At 39.4% G+C, this 19,598-nt stretch carries 20 protein-coding genes; 18 read left to right on the forward strand and 2 right to left on the reverse strand.

Annotation, left to right across the window (positions count from 1 at the left end; translation table 11 throughout):
* The first annotated feature begins 3 nt into the window (after positions 1–3).
* From GQR45_RS16875 to cyoE, 17 genes are all read left to right on the forward strand, one after another.
* Positions 4–615, forward strand: coding sequence for an alpha-ketoglutarate-dependent dioxygenase AlkB (locus tag GQR45_RS16875; protein ID WP_165726551.1), 612 nt, complete (start codon positions 4–6; stop codon positions 613–615).
* Between the two features lie 62 nt (positions 616–677).
* Positions 678–989 (forward strand): BolA/IbaG family iron-sulfur metabolism protein, encoded by a 312-nt coding sequence (locus tag GQR45_RS16880; protein WP_007584885.1) that lies wholly within the window; start codon positions 678–680, stop codon positions 987–989.
* A gap of 107 nt (positions 990–1,096) precedes the next feature.
* The gene (gene fabV, locus GQR45_RS16885; protein ID WP_165726552.1) at positions 1,097–2,290 is read left to right on the forward strand and encodes an enoyl-ACP reductase FabV; all 1,194 of its coding nucleotides are present in this window, start codon (positions 1,097–1,099) and stop codon (positions 2,288–2,290) included.
* 629 nt (positions 2,291–2,919) lie between these two features.
* Positions 2,920–4,263, forward strand: coding sequence for a Na(+)-translocating NADH-quinone reductase subunit A (locus GQR45_RS16890; protein WP_165721278.1), 1,344 nt, complete (start codon positions 2,920–2,922; stop codon positions 4,261–4,263).
* A gap of 4 nt (positions 4,264–4,267) precedes the next feature.
* Positions 4,268–5,470, forward strand: a complete 1,203-nt coding sequence (locus GQR45_RS16895) for an NADH:ubiquinone reductase (Na(+)-transporting) subunit B (RefSeq protein WP_007584889.1) — start codon at positions 4,268–4,270, stop codon at positions 5,468–5,470.
* Complete coding sequence (locus tag GQR45_RS16900; RefSeq protein WP_007584890.1) at positions 5,463–6,215, forward strand: Na(+)-translocating NADH-quinone reductase subunit C; 753 nt, start codon at positions 5,463–5,465, stop codon at positions 6,213–6,215. The genes GQR45_RS16895 and GQR45_RS16900 overlap by 8 nt, the downstream gene beginning before the upstream one ends.
* Positions 6,215–6,847: an NADH:ubiquinone reductase (Na(+)-transporting) subunit D gene (locus GQR45_RS16905; protein ID WP_007584891.1), complete on the forward strand. Its 633-nt coding sequence runs from the start codon at positions 6,215–6,217 to the stop codon at positions 6,845–6,847. The genes GQR45_RS16900 and GQR45_RS16905 overlap by 1 nt, the downstream gene beginning before the upstream one ends.
* A 10-nt stretch (positions 6,848–6,857) precedes the next feature.
* On the forward strand, positions 6,858–7,466 hold the full coding sequence (gene nqrE, locus GQR45_RS16910; protein ID WP_007584892.1) for an NADH:ubiquinone reductase (Na(+)-transporting) subunit E: 609 nt from the start codon (positions 6,858–6,860) through the stop codon (positions 7,464–7,466).
* A 19-nt stretch (positions 7,467–7,485) separates the two neighbouring features.
* Positions 7,486–8,715, forward strand: coding sequence for an NADH:ubiquinone reductase (Na(+)-transporting) subunit F (gene nqrF / locus GQR45_RS16915; protein ID WP_007584893.1), 1,230 nt, complete (start codon positions 7,486–7,488; stop codon positions 8,713–8,715).
* 109 nt (positions 8,716–8,824) lie between these two features.
* Positions 8,825–9,856: an FAD:protein FMN transferase gene (locus GQR45_RS16920; RefSeq protein ID WP_165726553.1), complete on the forward strand. Its 1,032-nt coding sequence runs from the start codon at positions 8,825–8,827 to the stop codon at positions 9,854–9,856.
* Between the two features lie 101 nt (positions 9,857–9,957).
* Positions 9,958–10,170: a (Na+)-NQR maturation NqrM gene (nqrM, locus tag GQR45_RS16925; protein WP_007376137.1), complete on the forward strand. Its 213-nt coding sequence runs from the start codon at positions 9,958–9,960 to the stop codon at positions 10,168–10,170.
* A gap of 1,078 nt (positions 10,171–11,248) precedes the next feature.
* Positions 11,249–11,668 (forward strand): hypothetical protein, encoded by a 420-nt coding sequence (locus GQR45_RS16930; RefSeq protein ID WP_007581161.1) that lies wholly within the window; start codon positions 11,249–11,251, stop codon positions 11,666–11,668.
* Between the two features lie 320 nt (positions 11,669–11,988).
* On the forward strand, positions 11,989–12,948 hold the full coding sequence (gene cyoA, locus GQR45_RS16935; RefSeq protein ID WP_024608764.1) for a ubiquinol oxidase subunit II: 960 nt from the start codon (positions 11,989–11,991) through the stop codon (positions 12,946–12,948).
* A 2-nt stretch (positions 12,949–12,950) separates the two neighbouring features.
* Complete coding sequence (cyoB, locus tag GQR45_RS16940; RefSeq protein ID WP_007581166.1) at positions 12,951–14,939, forward strand: cytochrome o ubiquinol oxidase subunit I; 1,989 nt, start codon at positions 12,951–12,953, stop codon at positions 14,937–14,939.
* A complete protein-coding gene (cyoC, locus tag GQR45_RS16945) occupies positions 14,936–15,562 on the forward strand; it encodes a cytochrome o ubiquinol oxidase subunit III (RefSeq protein ID WP_007581168.1) in 627 nt (208 codons plus the stop codon). Before cyoB ends, cyoC begins: the two co-directional genes overlap by 4 nt.
* A complete protein-coding gene (gene cyoD / locus GQR45_RS16950) occupies positions 15,562–15,918 on the forward strand; it encodes a cytochrome o ubiquinol oxidase subunit IV (protein ID WP_010555185.1) in 357 nt (118 codons plus the stop codon). Before cyoC ends, cyoD begins: the two co-directional genes overlap by 1 nt.
* A gap of 9 nt (positions 15,919–15,927) precedes the next feature.
* A complete protein-coding gene (gene cyoE, locus GQR45_RS16955) occupies positions 15,928–16,812 on the forward strand; it encodes a heme o synthase (RefSeq protein ID WP_010555184.1) in 885 nt (294 codons plus the stop codon).
* 60 nt (positions 16,813–16,872) lie between these two features.
* On the opposite strand, the gene GQR45_RS16960 is transcribed toward cyoE, so the two are convergent.
* Together GQR45_RS16960 and GQR45_RS16965 are read right to left on the reverse strand one after the other, a co-directional pair.
* Complete coding sequence (locus GQR45_RS16960) at positions 16,873–17,460, reverse strand: FMN-binding negative transcriptional regulator (protein WP_165726554.1); 588 nt, start codon at positions 17,458–17,460, stop codon at positions 16,873–16,875.
* Positions 17,460–18,020, reverse strand: a complete 561-nt coding sequence (locus GQR45_RS16965) for a GNAT family N-acetyltransferase (RefSeq protein ID WP_165726576.1) — start codon at positions 18,018–18,020, stop codon at positions 17,460–17,462. The genes GQR45_RS16960 and GQR45_RS16965 overlap by 1 nt, the downstream gene beginning before the upstream one ends.
* A 120-nt stretch (positions 18,021–18,140) precedes the next feature.
* On the opposite strand from GQR45_RS16965, the gene GQR45_RS16970 reads away from it, so the two are divergent.
* On the forward strand, positions 18,141–19,598 hold the full coding sequence (locus GQR45_RS16970; RefSeq protein WP_165726555.1) for a PLP-dependent aminotransferase family protein: 1,458 nt from the start codon (positions 18,141–18,143) through the stop codon (positions 19,596–19,598).

Consider the following 19,598-nt stretch of genomic DNA (forward strand, 5'->3'; position numbering starts at 1 on the left):
AACATGCAACGGCAAAACGCCAACCCCCAACAGTTACCAAATGGCTTTTCTTATCAAAGTAGGGCACTTAGTGCACAAAAAAGCCTCGATCTATTTTATTATTTGCAAAAAAACCTACGTTGGCAGCAACCCGATGTAACCGTTTATGGCAAAACGGGGCCTATTCCACGACTGCAATGTTTCATGAGTGATTTAAATATTGAATACGGCTATTCAAGTAGTAAGCAAATAGTAGAACCATGGGATGAATTGTTACTTAATATGCGAAAGCGTTTAGAAGCACATTTAAACCAGCCTCTAAACTCATTGCTCGTTAATTATTACCGAGATGGTAATGATACGATGGGATGGCACAGTGATGATGAAATAGAGCTTGGTGATAAACCAACAATTGTGTGTGTCTCTCTAGGAGCTGAACGGGTTTTAAAGTTAAAGCACAAGGCGAGCAATAAAGTAACCGACTTAAAATTACAAAGTGGCAGCTGTTTAATAATGAATGGACATAGCCAACGAGATTATCAACATGCAATACCTAAGCAAACCACGCTTGCGCATCCGCGAATAAGTTTAACTTACCGATTTATAAAGCACATTAAGCAAAAGCAATTTAGTTAGCCAATCGCTGCGTTAAATTGTTATAGTAAGTGTATAAATTAGCTAATTAAAACGGTCTTTTTATGTCAATGCAGCAACAGATCCAAGAAAAAATAAGCAACGCCATTGCGTGTAAACATTTAAACGTGATTAACGAAAGCCATATGCACAGTGCTGGCACTGAATCACACTTTAAAGTAGTAGTGGTTAGCGAAGGTTTTGCGGGTAAACGTTTATTACAACGTCATCGCGAAATTAATGAAATTTTAAAAGATGAGTTAGCAAATCATATTCATGCACTCGCTATTCATACATATACACCCGATGAGTATGCAGAGCAGGGCGGCGAAGCGCCTGATTCACCTAATTGTATGGGTGGCTCTAAAATTAGCTAAGTAATGTTTTAGAGTATTTGATGAGTGTTTAACTGATCAGATCAGTGTTTTTAGTATTAGCCTTTAAACTAGCGCTAATTTTTATTGTAAAAGATATAGGATGATCAATGGTCATTAAGCCTAAAATTCGTGGATTTATCTGCACAAATGCACACCCAGCTGGTTGTGCAGAGCATGTTCAAGAACAAATTAACTATGTAAAACAACAAGGCGCATTAAAAAGTGCACCAAAAAATGTATTAGTTATTGGCGCATCAACAGGCTACGGCTTGGCATCGCGCATTACTGCTGCGTTTGGTGGTGGTGCTAAAACATTAGGTATTTTCTTTGAAAAAGAAGGTACAGATCGTAAAACAGGTTCTGCTGGTTGGTACAATACCGCTGCTTTTCAAGAAGCTGCAGACGAAGCAGGTCTTTGGTCTAAAAATATTAATGGCGATGCGTTTTCTAACGAAATCAAGCAAAAAGCAATCGACACTATTAAAGCAGATTTGGGTAAAGTAGATTGTATTATTTACAGCCTAGCGTCTCCTCGTCGTACTGATCCAAATACAGGCGAAGTGTTCTCATCTACACTTAAGCCAATAGGTAATGCAGTAACCACTAAAAATTTAAATACATCAAAGCGTGAAATTGATGAAATTACGGTTGAAGCTGCAAATCAAGACGATATCGACAACACTATTAAAGTAATGGGTGGTGAAGATTGGGAAATGTGGATTGACGCATTAAAAGAAGCGGATGTATTAGCCGATAACTTTAAAACTACAGCGTATACTTATATTGGTAAAGAGCTAACATGGCCAATATACGGACACGCTACTATTGGTAAAGCTAAAGAAGATTTAGACCGTGCAACGGCTGCTATTAAAGAATCAACAAAAGATTTAAATGGTGAGGCGTATGTTTCATCACTTAATGCAGTAGTGACACAAGCAAGTTCTGCTATTCCTATTATGCCGTTATATATTTCTGCTTTATTTAAAGTTATGAAAGCAGATGGCACATATGAAGGCACCATTGAGCAAATTCACGCATTATTTAGTGAAAACCTATATGGTGAATCGCCTCGCTTTGACGACGGTGGGCATTTATTCCAAAACTATAAAGAGCTAGAAGACGATGTGCAAGCACGCGTTCAAGCTGTATGGGATAGTGTTGATACAAGCAGCATTGATGAGCTAACAGACTATGTTGGTTACCATAATGAGTTTTTACGCTTATTTGGTTTTGGTATAGACGGTGTTGACTACGATCAAGACATAGATTCAGTTAAGCCAATTGCTAATATGATTGACTAACAGAACTTAGGGCCTGTTTATCTTTCGAGTTTAAATTTGCAGCAGTCTGTTTGGTATTTAGGCAAGGCAGAGCCTATGTAGTGTGGTTATTCCCCATAAATGGGCGATAACGTAGCATTAATGCCAAACAGGCGCTGCCCAAAGGGTTCTGCCTAGGGGCTATTTACTCTTTGTTGCTCGGTTTTTACTTAGCCCACTAGGTTACAAACCTCACGCCGCGATTAAATAGCCCCTAGATTGAACAAATTTTAATCCTGAAAGGTCAACAGGCCCTAGTTATTAAAAGCCGCAATAGCGGCTTTTTTTGTATTATGCGATTTGTTTAATTTACGATGAAATCAGGAACGATAATTGCTTAGGCTACCACTTTGGTCTACCTTGATTTTTATTTAAATCACTTAACAAAACTAAATAAGTGTTTCTGTCGTATAATTTTCATAAATACACTCGCATAGTCATCTAAAATGATGTTAAAATCTCGACAATATGTGATGAGTTTTACTACGTTGCTTGTTTGATATTTCTAGCAAGCTGCTCTTTTGTACCTTGATATAACTTGGAATAACTCAAATGGCGACGTGGTTGATACGATTTTTCAGTTTCTTTCCTTTAATGTAATGCAAGTGCGTATGATCAATATAAAAAAAGGTCTGGATTTACCCTTAGAGGGCGCGCCACAGCAAGTTATACATGACGGTTCTGCTGTCAAACGTGTAGCTGTGCTTGGCGAAGAGTTTATCGGTATGCGTCCAACCATGCATGTTCGTGTGGATGACCAAGTCAAAAAAGGCCAGGTACTTTTTGAAGATAAAAAGAACCCAGGCGTCCTATTTACTGCTCCAGCTTCTGGCACAGTAAAAGAAATAAATCGTGGTGCTAAACGTGTGCTGCAATCTGTTGTTATTGAAGTAACAGGCAGTGAGCAAATCACCTTTGACTCTTTCAAAGCAGACGAGCTTGCGAGCTTAGAGCGTGAAAAAGCCAAAGAAGTACTTATCCAGTCTGGTCAATGGACAGCACTTCGTGTTCGCCCATTCAGTAAAGTAGCGGCTGTGGATGCAAATCCTAGTTCTATTTTCGTGACCGCAACTGACACAAACCCATTAGCTGCAGATCCTGCAGTGATAATTGCCGAAAATGCGCAAGCATTTGAAGCGGGTCTTGCTGTTATTTCGCGTTTGACCGATGGCAAAGTATTTGTGTGTAAAAAAGCAGGTAGCCAAGTTCCTAGCTCATCTATAGCTCAAGTAGAAGTACATGAGTTTGGTGGTGTGCATCCGGCTGGCCTCGTTGGCACTCATATCCATCATCTTGATGCAGTTTCTGTTAGCAAACAAGTTTGGCATATTGGTTACCAAGACGTTATTGCGTATGGTCACCTATTCCTTACTGGTGAAATTTACACAAATCGTGTTATTTCGCTTGCAGGTCCTCGCGTTAAAAACCCACGTTTAGTGAAAACACAATTAGGTGCTTCATTGGATGATTTAGTGGCTGGTGAGCTAGAAGACGGAGATAACCGCGTTATTTCTGGTTCTGTTCTATCAGGTTCTATTTCAAACGGTGTTCATGCATTCTTAGGCCGTTACCACGTTCAAGTATCTGTTTTACTTGAAGGTCGCGAAAAAGAATTGTTTGGCTGGATTGCACCAGGTAGTGATAAATTCTCTGTAACGCGTACATTCCTTTCTCACCTTGCGCCGAGTCGTTTATTTAAAATGACAACGTCAACAGGTGGTTCAAAACGTGCCATGGTACCAATTGGTAGCTACGAGCGCGTAATGCCGCTAGATATTTTGCCTACTCTATTATTACGTGACTTAATTGCACGCGATTTAGACAGTGCAATTTCATTGGGCGCGCTTGAACTTGATGAAGAAGATTTAGCGTTATGTACCTTCGTTTGTCCAGGCAAATACGAGTATGGTTCTATCCTACGCGATTGCTTAACTACGATCGAGAAGGAAGGCTAGAGAGATGGGTTTAAAAAAATATCTAGAAGATATCGAGCCGAATTTTGAAGCCGGTGGTAAATATGAGAAGTTTTATGCACTGTATGAAGCAGCTGCAACTATTTTTTATACACCAGGCTACGTAAATAAAGGCGCGACACACGTACGCGATAACATCGACCTAAAACGCATGATGATTTTAGTGTGGATGGCGACGTTCCCAGCTATGTTTTTTGGTATGTTCAATATCGGTCATCAGGCCGCAGGTGCTTTAGCACAAGGTTTTGAACTAGCAAACACGTGGCAAGTTGGTTTGTTCCAGTTATTCGGTGGTGAATTAACCGCTGATGCAGGCTGGGGCGCTAAGATGTTCTACGGAGCATGTTTCTTCCTACCTATCTACGCGGTAACATTTGCAGTAGGTGGTTTTTGGGAAGTAATATTTGCTTCTGTTCGTAAACACGAAATTAACGAAGGTTTCTTCGTAACTTCAGTATTATTCGCACTTATTTTGCCTGCAACGATTCCTTTATGGCAAGTTGCATTAGGTATTACGTTTGGTGTAGTAATCGCTAAAGAAATCTTTGGTGGTACTGGCCGTAACTTCTTAAACCCTGCTTTAGCCGGTCGTGCGTTCTTATTCTTCGCATACCCAGCTCAAATCTCGGGTGACACAGTATGGACAGCAGTAGATTCTTTCTCTGGTGCAACTATGCTAGGCCAAGCTTTCATTGGGCAACTAGACTTTGCAAACATGGAATTATGGTGGAATGCGTTTTACGGTTTCATTCAAGGTTCTGTAGGTGAAACATCTACACTTGCATTGTTAGTAGGTGGTTTGTTCTTAATTTACGTTCGTATCGCTTCTTGGCGCATCGTACTAGGTGTATTCCTAGGTATGGTAGCAACTGCATTTTTACTAAATGCTGTTGGCTCAGAAACTAACCCTGTATTTGCAATGCCTTGGTATTGGCATTTAGTACTAGGTGGCTTTGCGTTTGGTATGTTCTTTATGGCTACTGACCCTGTATCAGCTGCATTTACTGACAAAGGTAAATTGGCATATGGTCTATTAATTGGCTTTATGGTGGTTATGATACGTGTTGTGAATCCTGCTTTCCCAGAAGGTATGATGCTAGCAATCTTATTTGCTAACTTATTCGCTCCACTGTTCGATCACTTTGTAGTGCAGGCTAATATTAAGCGGAGGTTGGCACGTAATGTCTAGTAATAACGAATCAATCGGTAAAACGTTATCAGTTGTTGTAGCACTATGTTTAGTGTGTGCAATCATTGTATCGTTTGCTTCTGTACAGCTTCGTCCTTTACAGCAAGCTAATAAAAACAAAGATATTCAAAGCAATATCTTGGCTGCTGCGGGTATCGATAAAGTTGAAAATGTTTTAGAAACATTTGATGCAAAAATCGAAGCGCGCGTTGTAAACATGACTACAGGTGAGTTTGTAGATACAGACCCAACAATTTTTGATTTTGAAAAAAGCAAATATGATGCAGCGCTAAGTGTTTCTCTTCAAGAGAAAGGCGTTAAAGATATTGCTGGTATTCAACGTGTGACTAAAGAGTCGCCGGTGTATATCTCTAAAAAAGAAGATGGCTCAGTTGATGCAATTATTCTTCCTATCCAAGGCTACGGCTTATGGGGCTTAATGTACGGTTTTATCTCGCTTGAAAGCGACGCTGAAACAGTTAAGAGCATTATCTTTTATAAGCATAATGAAACCCCAGGTCTAGGTGGCGAAATCCAAAATCCACAGTGGACTGCTACATGGGAAGGTAAAGAACTTCCAATTCAAATTGTTAAAGGTACTGCGGGCAATGATGAGCATAAGATCGATGGTCTTTCAGGTGCTACATTAACGTCTAACGGTGTTGATCATGCAGTTGACTTTTGGACTGGCGAAAATGGCTTTGGCCCTTTCCTTGCGAAAGTACGTAAAGGAGCATTGAAATAATGGCTGATACTAAAGAAATGAAGGCGGTCCTATTTGGTCCGGTTTTAGCTAACAACCCAATCGCACTACAAGTACTTGGTATTTGTTCTGCGCTAGCGGTAACGTCTAGCTTAAAAAATGCGTTAATCATGTCAATCGCATTGACATTAGTAACTGCATTTTCGAGCTTCTTTATCTCGCTTATTCGTAACCAGATCCCATCATCTGTTCGTATCATCGTACAAATGACAATTATTGCATCGTTGGTAATCGTTGTTGACCAAGTATTACAGGCATTCTCTTACGCTACGGCAAAAGAGCTTTCTGTATTCGTTGGTCTAATTATTACTAACTGTATTGTAATGGGTCGTGCTGAAGCATATGCGATGAAGTCGCCACCAATTATGTCTTTCCTTGACGGTATTGGTAATGGCTTAGGTTACTCTGTAGTACTACTTACTGTTGGTTTCATTCGTGAGCTATTCGGTAAGGGTTCACTATTCGGTGTTGATATTATCCCATTAGTACAAGATGGCGGTTGGTATCAGCCTATGGGTCTATTGATCTTACCACCGAGTGCATTCTTCATCATTGGTTTATTCATATGGGTACTTCGTACTTATAAGAAAGACCAAGTAGAAGCTAAAGCGTAAGGGGCAAATAGTGGAACATTATATTAGTTTATTTGTAAAAGCCGTTTTTATTGAGAACTTAGCGTTGTCATTCTTCTTAGGCATGTGTACTTTTTTAGCAGTATCTAAAAAAGTAACTACATCAATTGGCCTAGGTATAGCGGTTATAGTTGTATTGGGTATTTCTGTACCTGTTAACAACTTGGTTTACCATGCGGTACTTGCACCAGGTTCACTTACTTGGTTAGGTTATCCAGATGCGGATCTTAGCTTTTTACGTTTCTTAACTTTCATTGGTGTTATTGCAGCACTTGTGCAAATTCTTGAAATGGCATTGGATAAGTTTTTCCCTGCACTATACAACGCATTAGGTATCTTCTTGCCACTTATCACAGTTAACTGTGCAATATTTGGTGCGGTATCTTTCATGGTTGAGCGTAACTATGACTTCGGCGAGTCTGTTGTCTATGGTATAGGCGCTGGTGTTGGTTGGGCGCTTGCAATTACATTACTTGCAGGTATCCGTGAGAAACTGAAATATTCAGACGTACCAGATGGCTTACGTGGTTTAGGTATTACCTTCATCACTGTTGGTTTAATGGGACTTGGCTTTATGTCATTCTCTGGTATTTCACTGTAAAGGGTAGCGAGGATAAATCATGGATTATCAGATTTTCTTAGGCGTTGGTGTTTTTATCGCTATCGTTGTACTACTAGTTTTAGTGATTATTGGTGCTAAATCTCAGTTAGTTGCAAGCGGTGACATCATCATCGGTATTAATGGCGATAAAGACAAAGCCATTACTACATCAGCAGGTAATAAGCTTTTAAGTGCATTATCTGAGTCAGGTATATTTGTATCATCTGCTTGTGGTGGCGGTGGCTCTTGTGGTCAATGTCGTGTACACATTAAAGAAGGTGGTGGTGATATCCTGCCAACTGAGCTTGATCACATTTCTAAAGGTGAAGCCCGTGAAGGCTGTCGTTTAGCGTGTCAGGTAAATGTTAAAAACGACATGGAAATTGAACTTGAAGAGTCAATTTTCGGTGTTAAGAAGTGGGACTGTGAAGTTATCTCTAACGATAACAAAGCAACGTTCATTAAAGAACTTAAACTGCAAATCCCTGGTGATGAGTCAGTGCCTTTCCGTGCGGGTGGTTACATCCAAATCGAAGCGCCACCTCATCATGTTAAATATGCAGATTTCGATGTTCCTGAAGAATATCGTGGCGATTGGAACCATTTTGGTTTCTTCGACCTGGAGTCAAAAGTAGACGAAGAAACAATTCGTGCATACTCAATGGCTAACTACCCAGAAGAAGAAGGCATCATTATGCTTAACGTGCGTATTGCTGCTCCGCCTCCAAGAAACCTAAGCTTGCCATGTGGTAAAATGTCTTCGTACATTTGGTCACTTACAAAAGGCGACAAGGTAACTATTTCAGGTCCATTTGGTGAGTTCTTTGCTAAAGACACAGATGCAGAAATGATCTTTGTTGGTGGTGGTGCTGGTATGGCGCCAATGCGTTCACATATCTTTGACCAACTTAAACGTTTGAACTCTAAACGTAAGATGAGCTTTTGGTATGGTGCACGTTCTGAACGTGAAATGTTCTACGTAGAAGATTTTGACGGCCTAGCCGCTGAAAATCCTAATTTCGTATGGCATACAGCACTTTCAGATCCACAACCTGAAGATAACTGGGAAGGCTATACTGGCTTTATCCATAACGTGTTATTTGAGAACTATCTTAAAGACCACGAAGCGCCAGAAGATTGTGAGTACTACATGTGTGGTCCTCCAATGATGAACGCGGCAGTTATTACTATGCTTAAAGATTTAGGTGTTGAAGACGAAAATATCTTACTAGATGACTTCGGTGGTTAACACTAATACCAAAACAGTTTAGTTTTGGTTAAAATACCAGCCTCGTAGCACTTGTGTTACGAGGCTTTTTTTATTCTTTAATTTTATCAATCTATTAAGTAGAGCTGTTATGAATCGAGTAAGTACTTCACAAGGCATAATGGCCTTTTTACTAATCACACTGACCTTATTACTGTCTGGGTGTGATGAAAAACCAGAGTCGAGGGAAACCTTTTTAGAAGGTAAGACTATGGGCACCACTTATCATATTAAATATTACGATGAGCAGGGCCAGCTATCAGCTTCACAATTACAGCTGCAAATAGACGCTGTTTTAAAAGATGTGAATCAGTCTATGTCTACTTACATAGAAGACTCTGAAATAAATACATTTAACAGATTACCAGCAAATCAAGTTATGCCAATTAGCGAAGATTTTAGGGCTGTTATCAGCGAGTCTATTCGCTTAGGCGAATCAACTAAAACACTCGATGTCACTATGGGGCCTTTAATTGATTTATGGGGCTTTGGTCCTGATAAAAAACCAACCAATCGCCCAAGTGATGAAGAGCTTGCAAGTATGGTTGAAAAAATAGGTATTGATAAACTTATTTTAGATGAGCAAGGACTGGCTAAAACAATTAATGGGTTAGAGCTTTCGTTTTCGGCAACGGCTAAAGGCTATGGTATTGATAAAGTAGCGCAGTTATTAGAAAGCCACAGTATTACCAATTACATGGTTGAGATTGGTGGAGAGCTTCGTATAGCAGGTGAAAAGCCAAATAATCAGGATTGGAAAATTGCGATTGAGCAACCAGATGCGCAACCTGGAGAGCGAAAGGTACACCGTGTTTTATCGCCAGGTACAAACGGTATTGCTACGTCAGGTGATTACCGTATTTTTTATAAAATGGATGGCGAGATCTATACTCATTTAATTGATCCCGTGACCGGCATGCCTATTAAGCACGACTTAGTGTCGGTAACTGTGCTTCATCCAAGCGCTATGACGGCAGATGGTTTAGCGACTGCACTTACTGTGATGGGTATGGAAAAAGCGCAAGCATACGCTCAGCAGCACGATTTACCGGTATACTTAATAGGTAAATCAAATAAGGGTTTAGTTACTTATTCAAGCCCTGCATTTAAACCTTATTTGTAGTATGGTGCTGGCTTGTTTATTTTCGCGTTATTTGGGTATATAATAGCAGTCGCTCAAAAATGTTTGAGCTTAATTAATTGCTGATCAATAGGGGCTAAGCAATGTCACTTTTTCTTCTTACTTTTGGCTTACTAATTTTGATAGTTTCGGCTATGGCCGTTGGTATGATCGTGCAAAAAAAATCTATGGCAAGCAGCTGTGGTGGTTTAGGTTCGGTTGGTATTGATAAAGCCTGTGATTGCGATGATCCATGTGATAAACGCAAAAACCGTTTAGCAAAAGAGCAAGCCTGGAAAGAAAACCAAATTATTTAAGCCCGCCTTAAATATTAAAAAGCGCTTTATAGCGCTTTTTTTGTGTCTGTAAAACTGCTTAACTCGATAGCTGCTAAAGTAATCCAATCTTAATGTATTAGACAAACGTCTATAGTTTAGTTTTTTTCACCTATTAGGTTTATTTTTCTCGTTTGTCAAATTGGAGCTAACACTCTAAAGTTTAACCATAGACACAGAGCAAGGCTCTCGTCATAAGCTTGAGGCAAGTTAGCCTCGCTTAAAAGAATCTTTATATTGTGTGTGAAGATGTTGTCAGTGTAAAAGGCAACTCAAATTCGGTGGATTCACTTCTACAGAAAAGAGTTTGAGTTGTTTTTATTTCCTTTCAATACCACGTAATGTAAACCAAGAATCTTTATATTGTGTGTGAAGATGTTGTCAGTGTGAAAGGCGGCTCAATTTCGGTGGTGACTGAATTTGAGCTGTTTTTATTTCCTTGCAATTGCCACGCAGTGTAAACCAAGAATCTTTATATTGTGTGTGAAGATGTTGTCAGTGTGAAAGGCAACTCAAATCCGGTGGATTCACTTCCATAAAGAACGAGTTTGAGTTGTTTTTATTTCCTTTCAATGCCACGTAATGTAAACCAAAAATCTTTATATTGTGTGTGAAGATGTTGTCAGTGTGAAAGGCGGCTCAATTTCGGTGGTGACTGAATTTGAGCTGTTTTTATTTGTGCCACACAATTATTATTCCTTCCAAAAAAACCTATAGTTTTATTAAATATTCTGCTTTAAATCATTTTAAATTCAAGATAACTTGCTGTTTTTTATGTTGTTATTTTTTATTAACAAAATAGCTTCGAAAGCTTAACTCAAATTAATTGATTTTTAGTTGAACAGAAAATTCTCTTTGTTATACTCACGTTCGAACTTTCAGTAAGTTTTGAAAGTTTGATTGATACGGATCAATTTTCGCTAGGTAAATATGTGCTAGCTGGATTTGATTGTATTTAGCACCTGGTTTTAGGGCTTACAACAGCAATGTTTTTTAAATTTTTCCATTGCAAACTGTATTCCTCTAATTTTGTTATAGTCATTTTAGTAGGTTAATGTTTTTGAACACACTTTCTTTGCATCATACAAATACGGATCTTGCCTCTGGCGAGCCGCAGACGTGTGAGCGCTTGAATAAAGCAGGCAAGGGCGTGTGTGTAGCTATAACTTTATTAGTGTTTAATACTGTAATGTTGCTAAGCGGTGCACTAGAGGATGCCTTCAAGCTTGAAGCGCTATTAAGTGATGGGTTTATTGTAGAGCCGCTGTTACTTACTATTGTGCAATTTTTAGCTCATCCGATCATATCAAGTCAGTTACTTATTGGCCTTTGCTGGCTATTGTTCCATATTTTTCCAGCGCGTCGTGCTGGAATTATCCTCCGTAAAGCAGCCTTTGCTTTTAGCGAGGCTAAAGTTCTTCAGCCAGTGCAAGTTGCACACGGTTGTCGTGCTCCACCTAGCTTTACAGGTTGTCTGTAAGGCTGCATTTTGTTGCTGGTTTTAATTATTTGTTCTTGCTGTAAATAATTAAGGTTAGCTAAAACAAAGTAGCTCAGTGTTTTTTAAACACATTTCAGCCAACCACCACTCACCCAAGTTAACTTTTATTACGTTATATAAATGCGTTTAGAAAGCTGGGTTTGTTGCTAGGTCATTATTGGCATGAGCTTTAGGTTTTGAATAGCCCCCTTATTTTTTATAATTTAATTCCAGTTAACTTGGGTTTTTACCGAAAAATCGTTGCTTTGTTTTTTATTTAAAGCAGCAAATTAGAACTTTTAGGTTTGTAGGATACTCCCTTGTTAATTCGTAACCTTTGTAATATTGCTTTAGCTAGTACAGTGCTGGCGTTGTCAGGCTGTAAAGGCGGGATACTCGATCCAAAAGGGCAGATAGGCATAGATGAGAAAAATTTAATCATCATCGCAACCGTGCTTATGTTGCTTGTAGTCGTTCCCGTTATTGTGATGACTTTGTATTTCGCATGGAAATATAGAGACACGCAAACTCATGAAATTTACGCTCCAAAATGGGCTCATTCAAATAAAATTGAAGCCGCAGTTTGGGCTGTCCCTATTGTTATTGTGATTATTTTAGGTGTTATTACCTGGGTGTCTACCCAAGAGCTAGACCCTTACAAACCAATTGAAGGTAAAGGTAAGCATCTTACTGTTGAAGTGGTTTCATTAAACTGGAAGTGGCTATTTATTTATCCTGAGCAAGGTATTGCTACGGTTAATGAATTAGTGTTTCCGGCTAATGTACCTGTTGAATATAAAATCACTTCAGAGAGCACAATGAATTCATTTTTTATTCCGCAATTGGGTAGTCAAATATACTCAATGGCCGGTATGGAAACCAAGCTTCACTTAATTGCCAATGAGCCAGGTACATTTAAAGGCTTTTCGGCAAATTACAGTGGTGCAGGCTTTACTGGTATGAAGTTTAATGCCATTGCTACACCTACTCAAGCTGGTTTTGATAAGTGGGTGAGTGATGTAAAAGCGAATTCAAGCGCTAATAATCTTACTCATGCAAATTATGTTGAACTTGCAAAAGCAAGCGAAAATAACCCAGTTGCTTATTACGGTAAAGTTGATGACGGCTTATTTCATACCATCGTTATGAAATACATGCAGGCACATGGCGATATGAACAAAAAGCAACATGCAATGGGCGAACATGGGCAAATGAGTAAGAAGCATCAAGCAATGGATGAACACTCAATGCCATCATCTCACAGCCAGGGCGAGGAATAATAATGTCGTTATTAGGTAAACTAACAATAGACGCAATTCCGTTTCATGAGCCAATTCTTGTGTTCACGATGTCGGTTATTGCTATAGCTGGGCTTATTATTGCCGGGCTTATTACAAAGTATAAAAAATGGGGCGTGCTTTGGCGCGACTGGATCACGTCTGTTGATCATAAACGCTTAGGCGTAATGTATATTCTTTTAGCACTAATAATGCTGTTCCGTGGTTTTTCTGATGCCATTATGATGCGTGCTCAGTTAGCGCTTGCTACCAGTGGTGCGCCCGGTTATTTACCACCTGAACACTACGACCAAATATTTACTGCCCACGGCGTAATTATGATCATATTTATGGCTATGCCATTTATGATTGGTTTAATGAACATTGTTTTACCACTGCAAATTGGTGCTCGCGATGTTGCATTCCCATTTTTAAATAACTTAAGCTTTTGGTTTACAGCCAGCGGTGCCATTTTAATTAATATGTCGCTAGTGTTTGGTGAGTTTGCTAAAACAGGTTGGGTGGCCTATCCACCGCTTTCGGAGTTGACCTTTAGCCCTGGGGTGGGGGTGGATTATTATATTTGGGCCTTGCAAATATCCGGGCTCGGTACACTTCTAACAGCAGTAAACTTTTTAGCAACCGTGTTTAAAATGCGTGCACCAGGTATGACCCTAATGAAAATGCCAATTTTCACATGGACATGTACGTGGGCAAACATCTTAATTGCAGCATCATTCCCAATTTTAACTGCTGTACTTGCAATGCTAACGCTTGACCGTTATCTCGATTTCCACTTCTTTACCAATGAATTGGGCGGTAACGCCATGATGTACATCAACCTGTTTTGGGCATGGGGTCATCCTGAGGTATACATATTAGTATTACCAGCGTTTGGTATTTTCTCTGAAATTATTTCGACCTTTGCCGGTAAACGTTTATTTGGTTACAAATCGATGGTTTACGCCAGCGGTGCAATCTCAATTTTAGGCTTTATTGTTTGGTTACATCACTTCTTTACGATGGGGTCGAGTGCTAACGTTAACGCGTTCTTTGGGGTAATGACCATGGTTATTGCTGTACCAACTGGGGTTAAGTTGTTTAACTGGTTATTTACCATTTACCGAGGTCGCTTACGTATTAGCGTACCGGTACTTTGGACACTTGGCTTTATGGTTACCTTTACCGTAGGCGGTATGACCGGTGTATTACTTGCTATTCCTGGTGCCGATTACGTACTGCATAACAGCTTATTCTTAATTGCACATTTTCATAACACCATTATTGGTGGTGCTGTATTTGGCTACCTTGCTGGTTTTGTATTTTGGTTCCCTAAAGCAATGGGCTTTAAACTTAACGAAAAATGGGGCAAAGCATCATTCTGGTGTTGGATTATCGGTTTCTTCGTTGCATTTATGCCGTTGTACGTACTTGGTTTCTTAGGTATGACACGTCGTTTAAACCACACTAACAACCCAGATTGGAACATTTGGTTATACATTGCCGCAGGCGGTGCTGTAATTATTATGTTTGGTATTGTTAGCCAAGTAATTCAATTATATGTGAGCTTTAGAGACCGTGAAGCGCTTGACGATACAACAGGCGATCCATGGAACGGCCACACACTTGAGTGGGCTACAAGTTCACCTCCGCAAATTTATAACTTTGCAACAATTCCACACATCGATGATATTGATGCATGGACCGACATGAAAGAAAAAGGCCAAGCATACCAAGATAAAGCAAACTATAGCCCTATTCATATGCCTAAAAACACATCAGCTGGCGTGTTAATGGCAGCAAGCTTAACAGTATTCTGTTTTGCAATGATTTGGCATATTTGGTGGTTAGCTGTTGTTGGGCTAGTAGGCGCAATTGCCATCTTTATCAAACGTTGTTACACCAGCGATGTTGATTACTATATTCAACCTGATGAAATTGCACGCACTGAAGCTGCGTATAATTCAAGTGGCATTAAGGAGCTAAAAGCGTGAGTACACTTTCTGCAAATTTAGAATCAGTATCGCACGATGACCATGCCCACGCGCATGATCATCACGATACATCGGGTGACACCATATTCGGTTTTTGGTTATACCTAATGACCGATTGCCTATTGTTTGCCTCGTTTTTTGCCACTTACGCTGTGTTATTTATGAACACAGCGGGTGGTGTATCGGGTAAAGATATTTTTGAACTCGACTTTGTAGCAGTAGAAACTGCTGCACTACTTATTAGTAGTATTACCTTTGGCTTTGCCATGATTGCCGCTCAAGGGCAAAAAAAGGCACTAACACTGACTTGGTTATTTGTTACGTTTTGTTTAGGTGCTGTGTTTATTGGTATGGAAGTATACGAATTTCATCACCTAATTGTGCATGGTAATGGCCCACAACAAAGTGCCTTTTTAACATCGTTTTTCTCATTAGTCGGCTTACATGGATTACATGTAACGGCTGGACTAATTTGGATGACCATAATGATGATTGAAGTTGCTAAACGTGGTCTAGGCAAAGCTACCGTAACGCGTTTAAGCTGCTTAAGCCTATTTTGGCACTTCTTAGACATTGTTTGGATTTGTGTATTTACCGTTGTTTATTTGATGGGAGCAATGTAATGAGCCACAGCGAAACGCATGCGTTAAAACAAACGCAAAGTGATCATCATGATGAATCTCATGGCAGTGTTAAAACTTACTTAATTGGCTTTGTGCTATCGGTAATTTTAACTGCTATACCGTTTTATATGGTTATGGAAGGTGACTTCTCAAAAGCAACAACGCTTTGGAGCATTGTTACTTTTGCAATCGTACAAATTTGGGTGCATTTAAAGTACTTTTTACACCTTAATTTTACCACCGAAAATGGCCGTGCAAGTACTTTCTCATTCCTATTCAGTGCTCTGATCATCGTAATGGTTGTTGGGTTATCTGTTTGGATCATTTATGAATCTAACGCAATGATGATGTACTAGGAGTTGAAGATGTTTCGTCGTTATTTATCAGTGACAAAGCCGGGTATTATTATGGGCAATTTGATCAGCGTAGCGGGCGGGTTTTTACTTGCCTCGCGCGGTGATATAGATCCATGGTTAATGATTGCCACATTAATTGGCTTGTCGCTAGTGGTTGCATCGGGCTGTGCTATCAATAATGTAATTGATAGAGACATAGATGTAGCCATGGCACGTACTCGTACGCGGGTAACAGTAACTGGCGAAATGTCGGCCTTTGCTGCACTTAGCCACGGTATTTTATTGGGCGTTATTGGCTTTGGTTTACTTATCGCCTATACCACTCAAGCCGCGGTATTTTTTGCAGCCTTTGGCTACGTAATTTATGTAGGGGTTTATAGCCTCTACATGAAACGTAACTCAGTATATGGCACTTTTGTAGGCAGCCTTTCTGGCGCTGTACCGCCAGTAGTAGGTTACTGCGCCGTAACAGGGCAGTTCGATATGGGCGCATTAATACTGCTAGTTATGTTTAGCTTGTGGCAAATGCCGCACTCTTATGCTATCGCTATTTTTCGCTTTAAAGATTACCAAGCTGCAGGTATTCCTGTATTACCCGTGGCGCAAGGTATTGATAAAGCAAAGCGCCATATCGTACTTTACATCGCTGTATACGCATTAGTTGTGATGTTACTGCCAATTACTGGCTACACAGGTGCTGCTTTTATGGCTGTTGCTTGTATTACCAGCTTTTGGTGGTTGCTAATGGCGCTACGTGGTTATCGTCGTAATATTGATATGAGCAGTTGGGCACGTAAAGTGTTCGCATTTTCAATTATTAATATTACAGCGTTAAGTATTGCTATGGCTGTTGATTATCATAGCGTTGCTCCACAGCTATTAACGCTTACCTAATTTAAAATTTTTAACTATTCCAAAGTTAATCCAAAGGCTCGAAAGAGCCTTTTTTTATGCCTAAAATAGCTGTGCAATAGAGCGCTTATTGGCAAGTTCTAGGCTTTGTTTTATACGTGCTCTTACCTCAGGTGATTTATTTTGGCTTAGCTTAAAGTTTCCACTCCAATGAGTGGGAGTAAATTCTATAAAGCTTAATAGTTGATACATTACTTGGCGACTGCTTTTGGGCACGTCAGTAATATCCCACATTGGATTAAAGGGTTGCTCAAAATAGGTTGTTAGTTGCCGCATTATTTTGTCTTTCTCATTATCGCTTTCAATAATATTCACATTTGCAGTTACTTGTACTGATGAATAAAGCCAGCTCGGCAGTGTTTTATTATTACTATACGAGGGAGATAGATAACAGTTATCGCCACTAAATAGTAATTTCACTGACTGTTTATCACATTGCGTTAGCGGGTTATGTCTTGCTACGTGTGCAATAAATACATTACGTGAGGGCTCATATAATACAGGGACTTGGCATATATTATTTAAGTCACTTTGCGAGCAGGGCATTAAAATACTCGCTAGAGGGAATTGCTCAACTAATGCCTGCAAACGTTCAATATTATGTTCTTGAAAATATATTGGTGGGTACATTAAAGCTTCTCCTCTAACTGCAACTTAATACTCTGCCAATGCTCGTCAATAATGCTAAATTTTGCAGTGCTTCTGTAACTTCCATCACTTAGCAATCTATCTTTATGGGCTATACCTTCAAATCGGGCGCCTAGTCGAGTAATTGCATTTCGAGATTTTTGATTTTGTTCGTGAGTATTAAATGTTATTCGCACTAAATTCAACGCGTCAAAAGCATAGCTAAGCTGTAAATATTTAGTGTGAGTATTAATATAAGTTTGCTGCCAGTGATGGCTTATAAATGTATGACCAATTTCAGCACTTAAGTTATGTGTATCTAATCTAAATAGTCGTGTAGTGCCTACAACCTCTTTGCTGGCTATGTCTATTATGGCAAATACAATTTGTTCTTTTTTATTAAATTGTGCACTTGTAGTAAACCATTTCTTTAACTGTTCGGGTGTTTTTGTATAGTTGCTTAATACCCATTCCCATATTTTTGGATGTTGCCCAGCTTTATATAAGCCGTTTAAATGCTCATAATTTAATGGCTCTAAAATGACCTTATTTGTTTTATGTATCTGTTGAGAAACATGTTGCCTCTAAGCTTTGCTATTTACGAGCAACAAATGTACGCTTATTTGGTTTGGTAAAAACAACCAGAATTGGCTTTTTAGCTATACCAGTTTTAAAGGAATAACATGCAACCGCTTAATATTGAATTTAATAACTCAAACAAAGCTAAGTACTTACAAGTTGCAGATGCTTTGCGCGGTTCTATCGTAAAGGGAGATATTGCACCTGGTACAAAACTAAGTTCTGCTCGAGTTATGGCGCAAACGTATCAGTTAAATCGCCATACAATAATGAACGCATTGCAGTTATTAGTAGCCGAAGGATGGCTAGAATCCCATGAACGCTCTGGGTATAGCGTCACTCAAACGCTACCAATTCAGAGCAGTGCTAACTGTGAGCACACGCCAGTTTTAACACCAAAACCTTATAAATTTGCTACAGAGTTAGCCGTGCCTGTTCCAGCAATGAATTTAAAAGACTACGTATATAATTTCGCAGGTGGACTTCCTGATTTAAATAGCTTTCCCTATAAAGAATTTAAATGCTCTATGAGCCATGTATTTAATCATTTAGATACCAGTAAACTTCATTATGGTGATATAGGTGGAGTGAGTGAGCTAAAAGCTCAGATAAGTGATTACTTACATAAAACTAGAAATTTAAAAGTATTAGACTTACTTGTATGTAATGGCTCACAAGAAGCTTTATTTTTGATTTCAAAGGCATTTATAAGTAAAGATGACTTCGTAGCCGTTGAAACTTTAGGCTACCCACCAGCACGTAAAGCGTTTGCTGCTTGTGGCGCGCAATTAATAGATATAAAACAAGATGAATATGGTTTATGTGTTGATGATTTAAAAGCGCAACTTAAACGATATCCAATAAAAATGCTGTACTTAACCCCGCTACATCAATACCCAACTACCGTTACGCTTTCACCTACAAGGCGCATGCAAATTTATCAATTATGTTATGAGTATGGCGTAATGATTGTAGAGGATGATTACGATCACGAGTTTCATTATCGCTGTCAGCCATTACAGCCTATGGCTGGGGACGATCCCGCTGGGATTATTATTTACTTATCTACATTTTCTAAAATCATGTTCTCAGGCGCTAGAATTGGCTACATTTGTGCAGCTCCTGAAGTATTAGCACAGTTAACCGCATGGAAGCAGTTAATGAATCATAAAAATGATGTGGTTATGCAGCTAGCCGCTGCGCACTTTATGCAAGAAGGTGGATTTGAGCGCCACTTAAAACGCATGACTAAACACTATAAACAACGTTATGAAGCAATGGACAACACGTTGGCGCTGCTGCAATCACAGGGTTTACCAATAGAGTATAAAAAGCCAGATGGCGGCATGGCAATGTGGGTTAACTTAAATAAAAATACGAGCAATATAAAACAAGCAATGCAAAGTAAAAGCGTATATTTACAAGCAGAATCTGAGTTTTACTTTGCTGATTCAGTGAGAAGTTTAATGCCTAAGCAATATAGTTATGTTCGCTTAGGCTTTGCAGGACAATCAGTTGAGGCAATGAAGCAAGGGCTCAAACTAATCACTGAATATAAGTAA

It is taken from the genome of Pseudoalteromonas sp. SA25 (assembly GCF_011378705.1).
GTDB lineage: Bacteria > Pseudomonadota > Gammaproteobacteria > Enterobacterales > Alteromonadaceae > Pseudoalteromonas > Pseudoalteromonas arctica.

Coding starts and splice junctions, on each gene's coding strand:
- cyoB (WP_007581166.1), top strand. CDS start 12,951: ATGTCGTTATTAGGTAAACTAACAATAGACGCAATTCCGTTTCATGAG.
- GQR45_RS16875 (WP_165726551.1), top strand. CDS start 4: ATGCAACGGCAAAACGCCAACCCCCAACAGTTACCAAATGGCTTTTCT.
- fabV (WP_165726552.1), top strand. CDS start 1,097: ATGGTCATTAAGCCTAAAATTCGTGGATTTATCTGCACAAATGCACAC.
- cyoE (WP_010555184.1), top strand. CDS start 15,928: ATGTTTCGTCGTTATTTATCAGTGACAAAGCCGGGTATTATTATGGGC.
- GQR45_RS16970 (WP_165726555.1), top strand. CDS start 18,141: ATGCAACCGCTTAATATTGAATTTAATAACTCAAACAAAGCTAAGTAC.
- GQR45_RS16960 (WP_165726554.1), bottom strand. CDS start 17,460: ATGTACCCACCAATATATTTTCAAGAACATAATATTGAACGTTTGCAG.
- GQR45_RS16905 (WP_007584891.1), top strand. CDS start 6,215: ATGGCTGATACTAAAGAAATGAAGGCGGTCCTATTTGGTCCGGTTTTA.
- nqrM (WP_007376137.1), top strand. CDS start 9,958: ATGTCACTTTTTCTTCTTACTTTTGGCTTACTAATTTTGATAGTTTCG.
- cyoD (WP_010555185.1), top strand. CDS start 15,562: ATGAGCCACAGCGAAACGCATGCGTTAAAACAAACGCAAAGTGATCAT.
- GQR45_RS16880 (WP_007584885.1), top strand. CDS start 678: ATGTCAATGCAGCAACAGATCCAAGAAAAAATAAGCAACGCCATTGCG.
- GQR45_RS16900 (WP_007584890.1), top strand. CDS start 5,463: ATGTCTAGTAATAACGAATCAATCGGTAAAACGTTATCAGTTGTTGTA.
- GQR45_RS16895 (WP_007584889.1), top strand. CDS start 4,268: ATGGGTTTAAAAAAATATCTAGAAGATATCGAGCCGAATTTTGAAGCC.
- GQR45_RS16890 (WP_165721278.1), top strand. CDS start 2,920: ATGATCAATATAAAAAAAGGTCTGGATTTACCCTTAGAGGGCGCGCCA.
- GQR45_RS16920 (WP_165726553.1), top strand. CDS start 8,825: ATGAATCGAGTAAGTACTTCACAAGGCATAATGGCCTTTTTACTAATC.
- nqrF (WP_007584893.1), top strand. CDS start 7,486: ATGGATTATCAGATTTTCTTAGGCGTTGGTGTTTTTATCGCTATCGTT.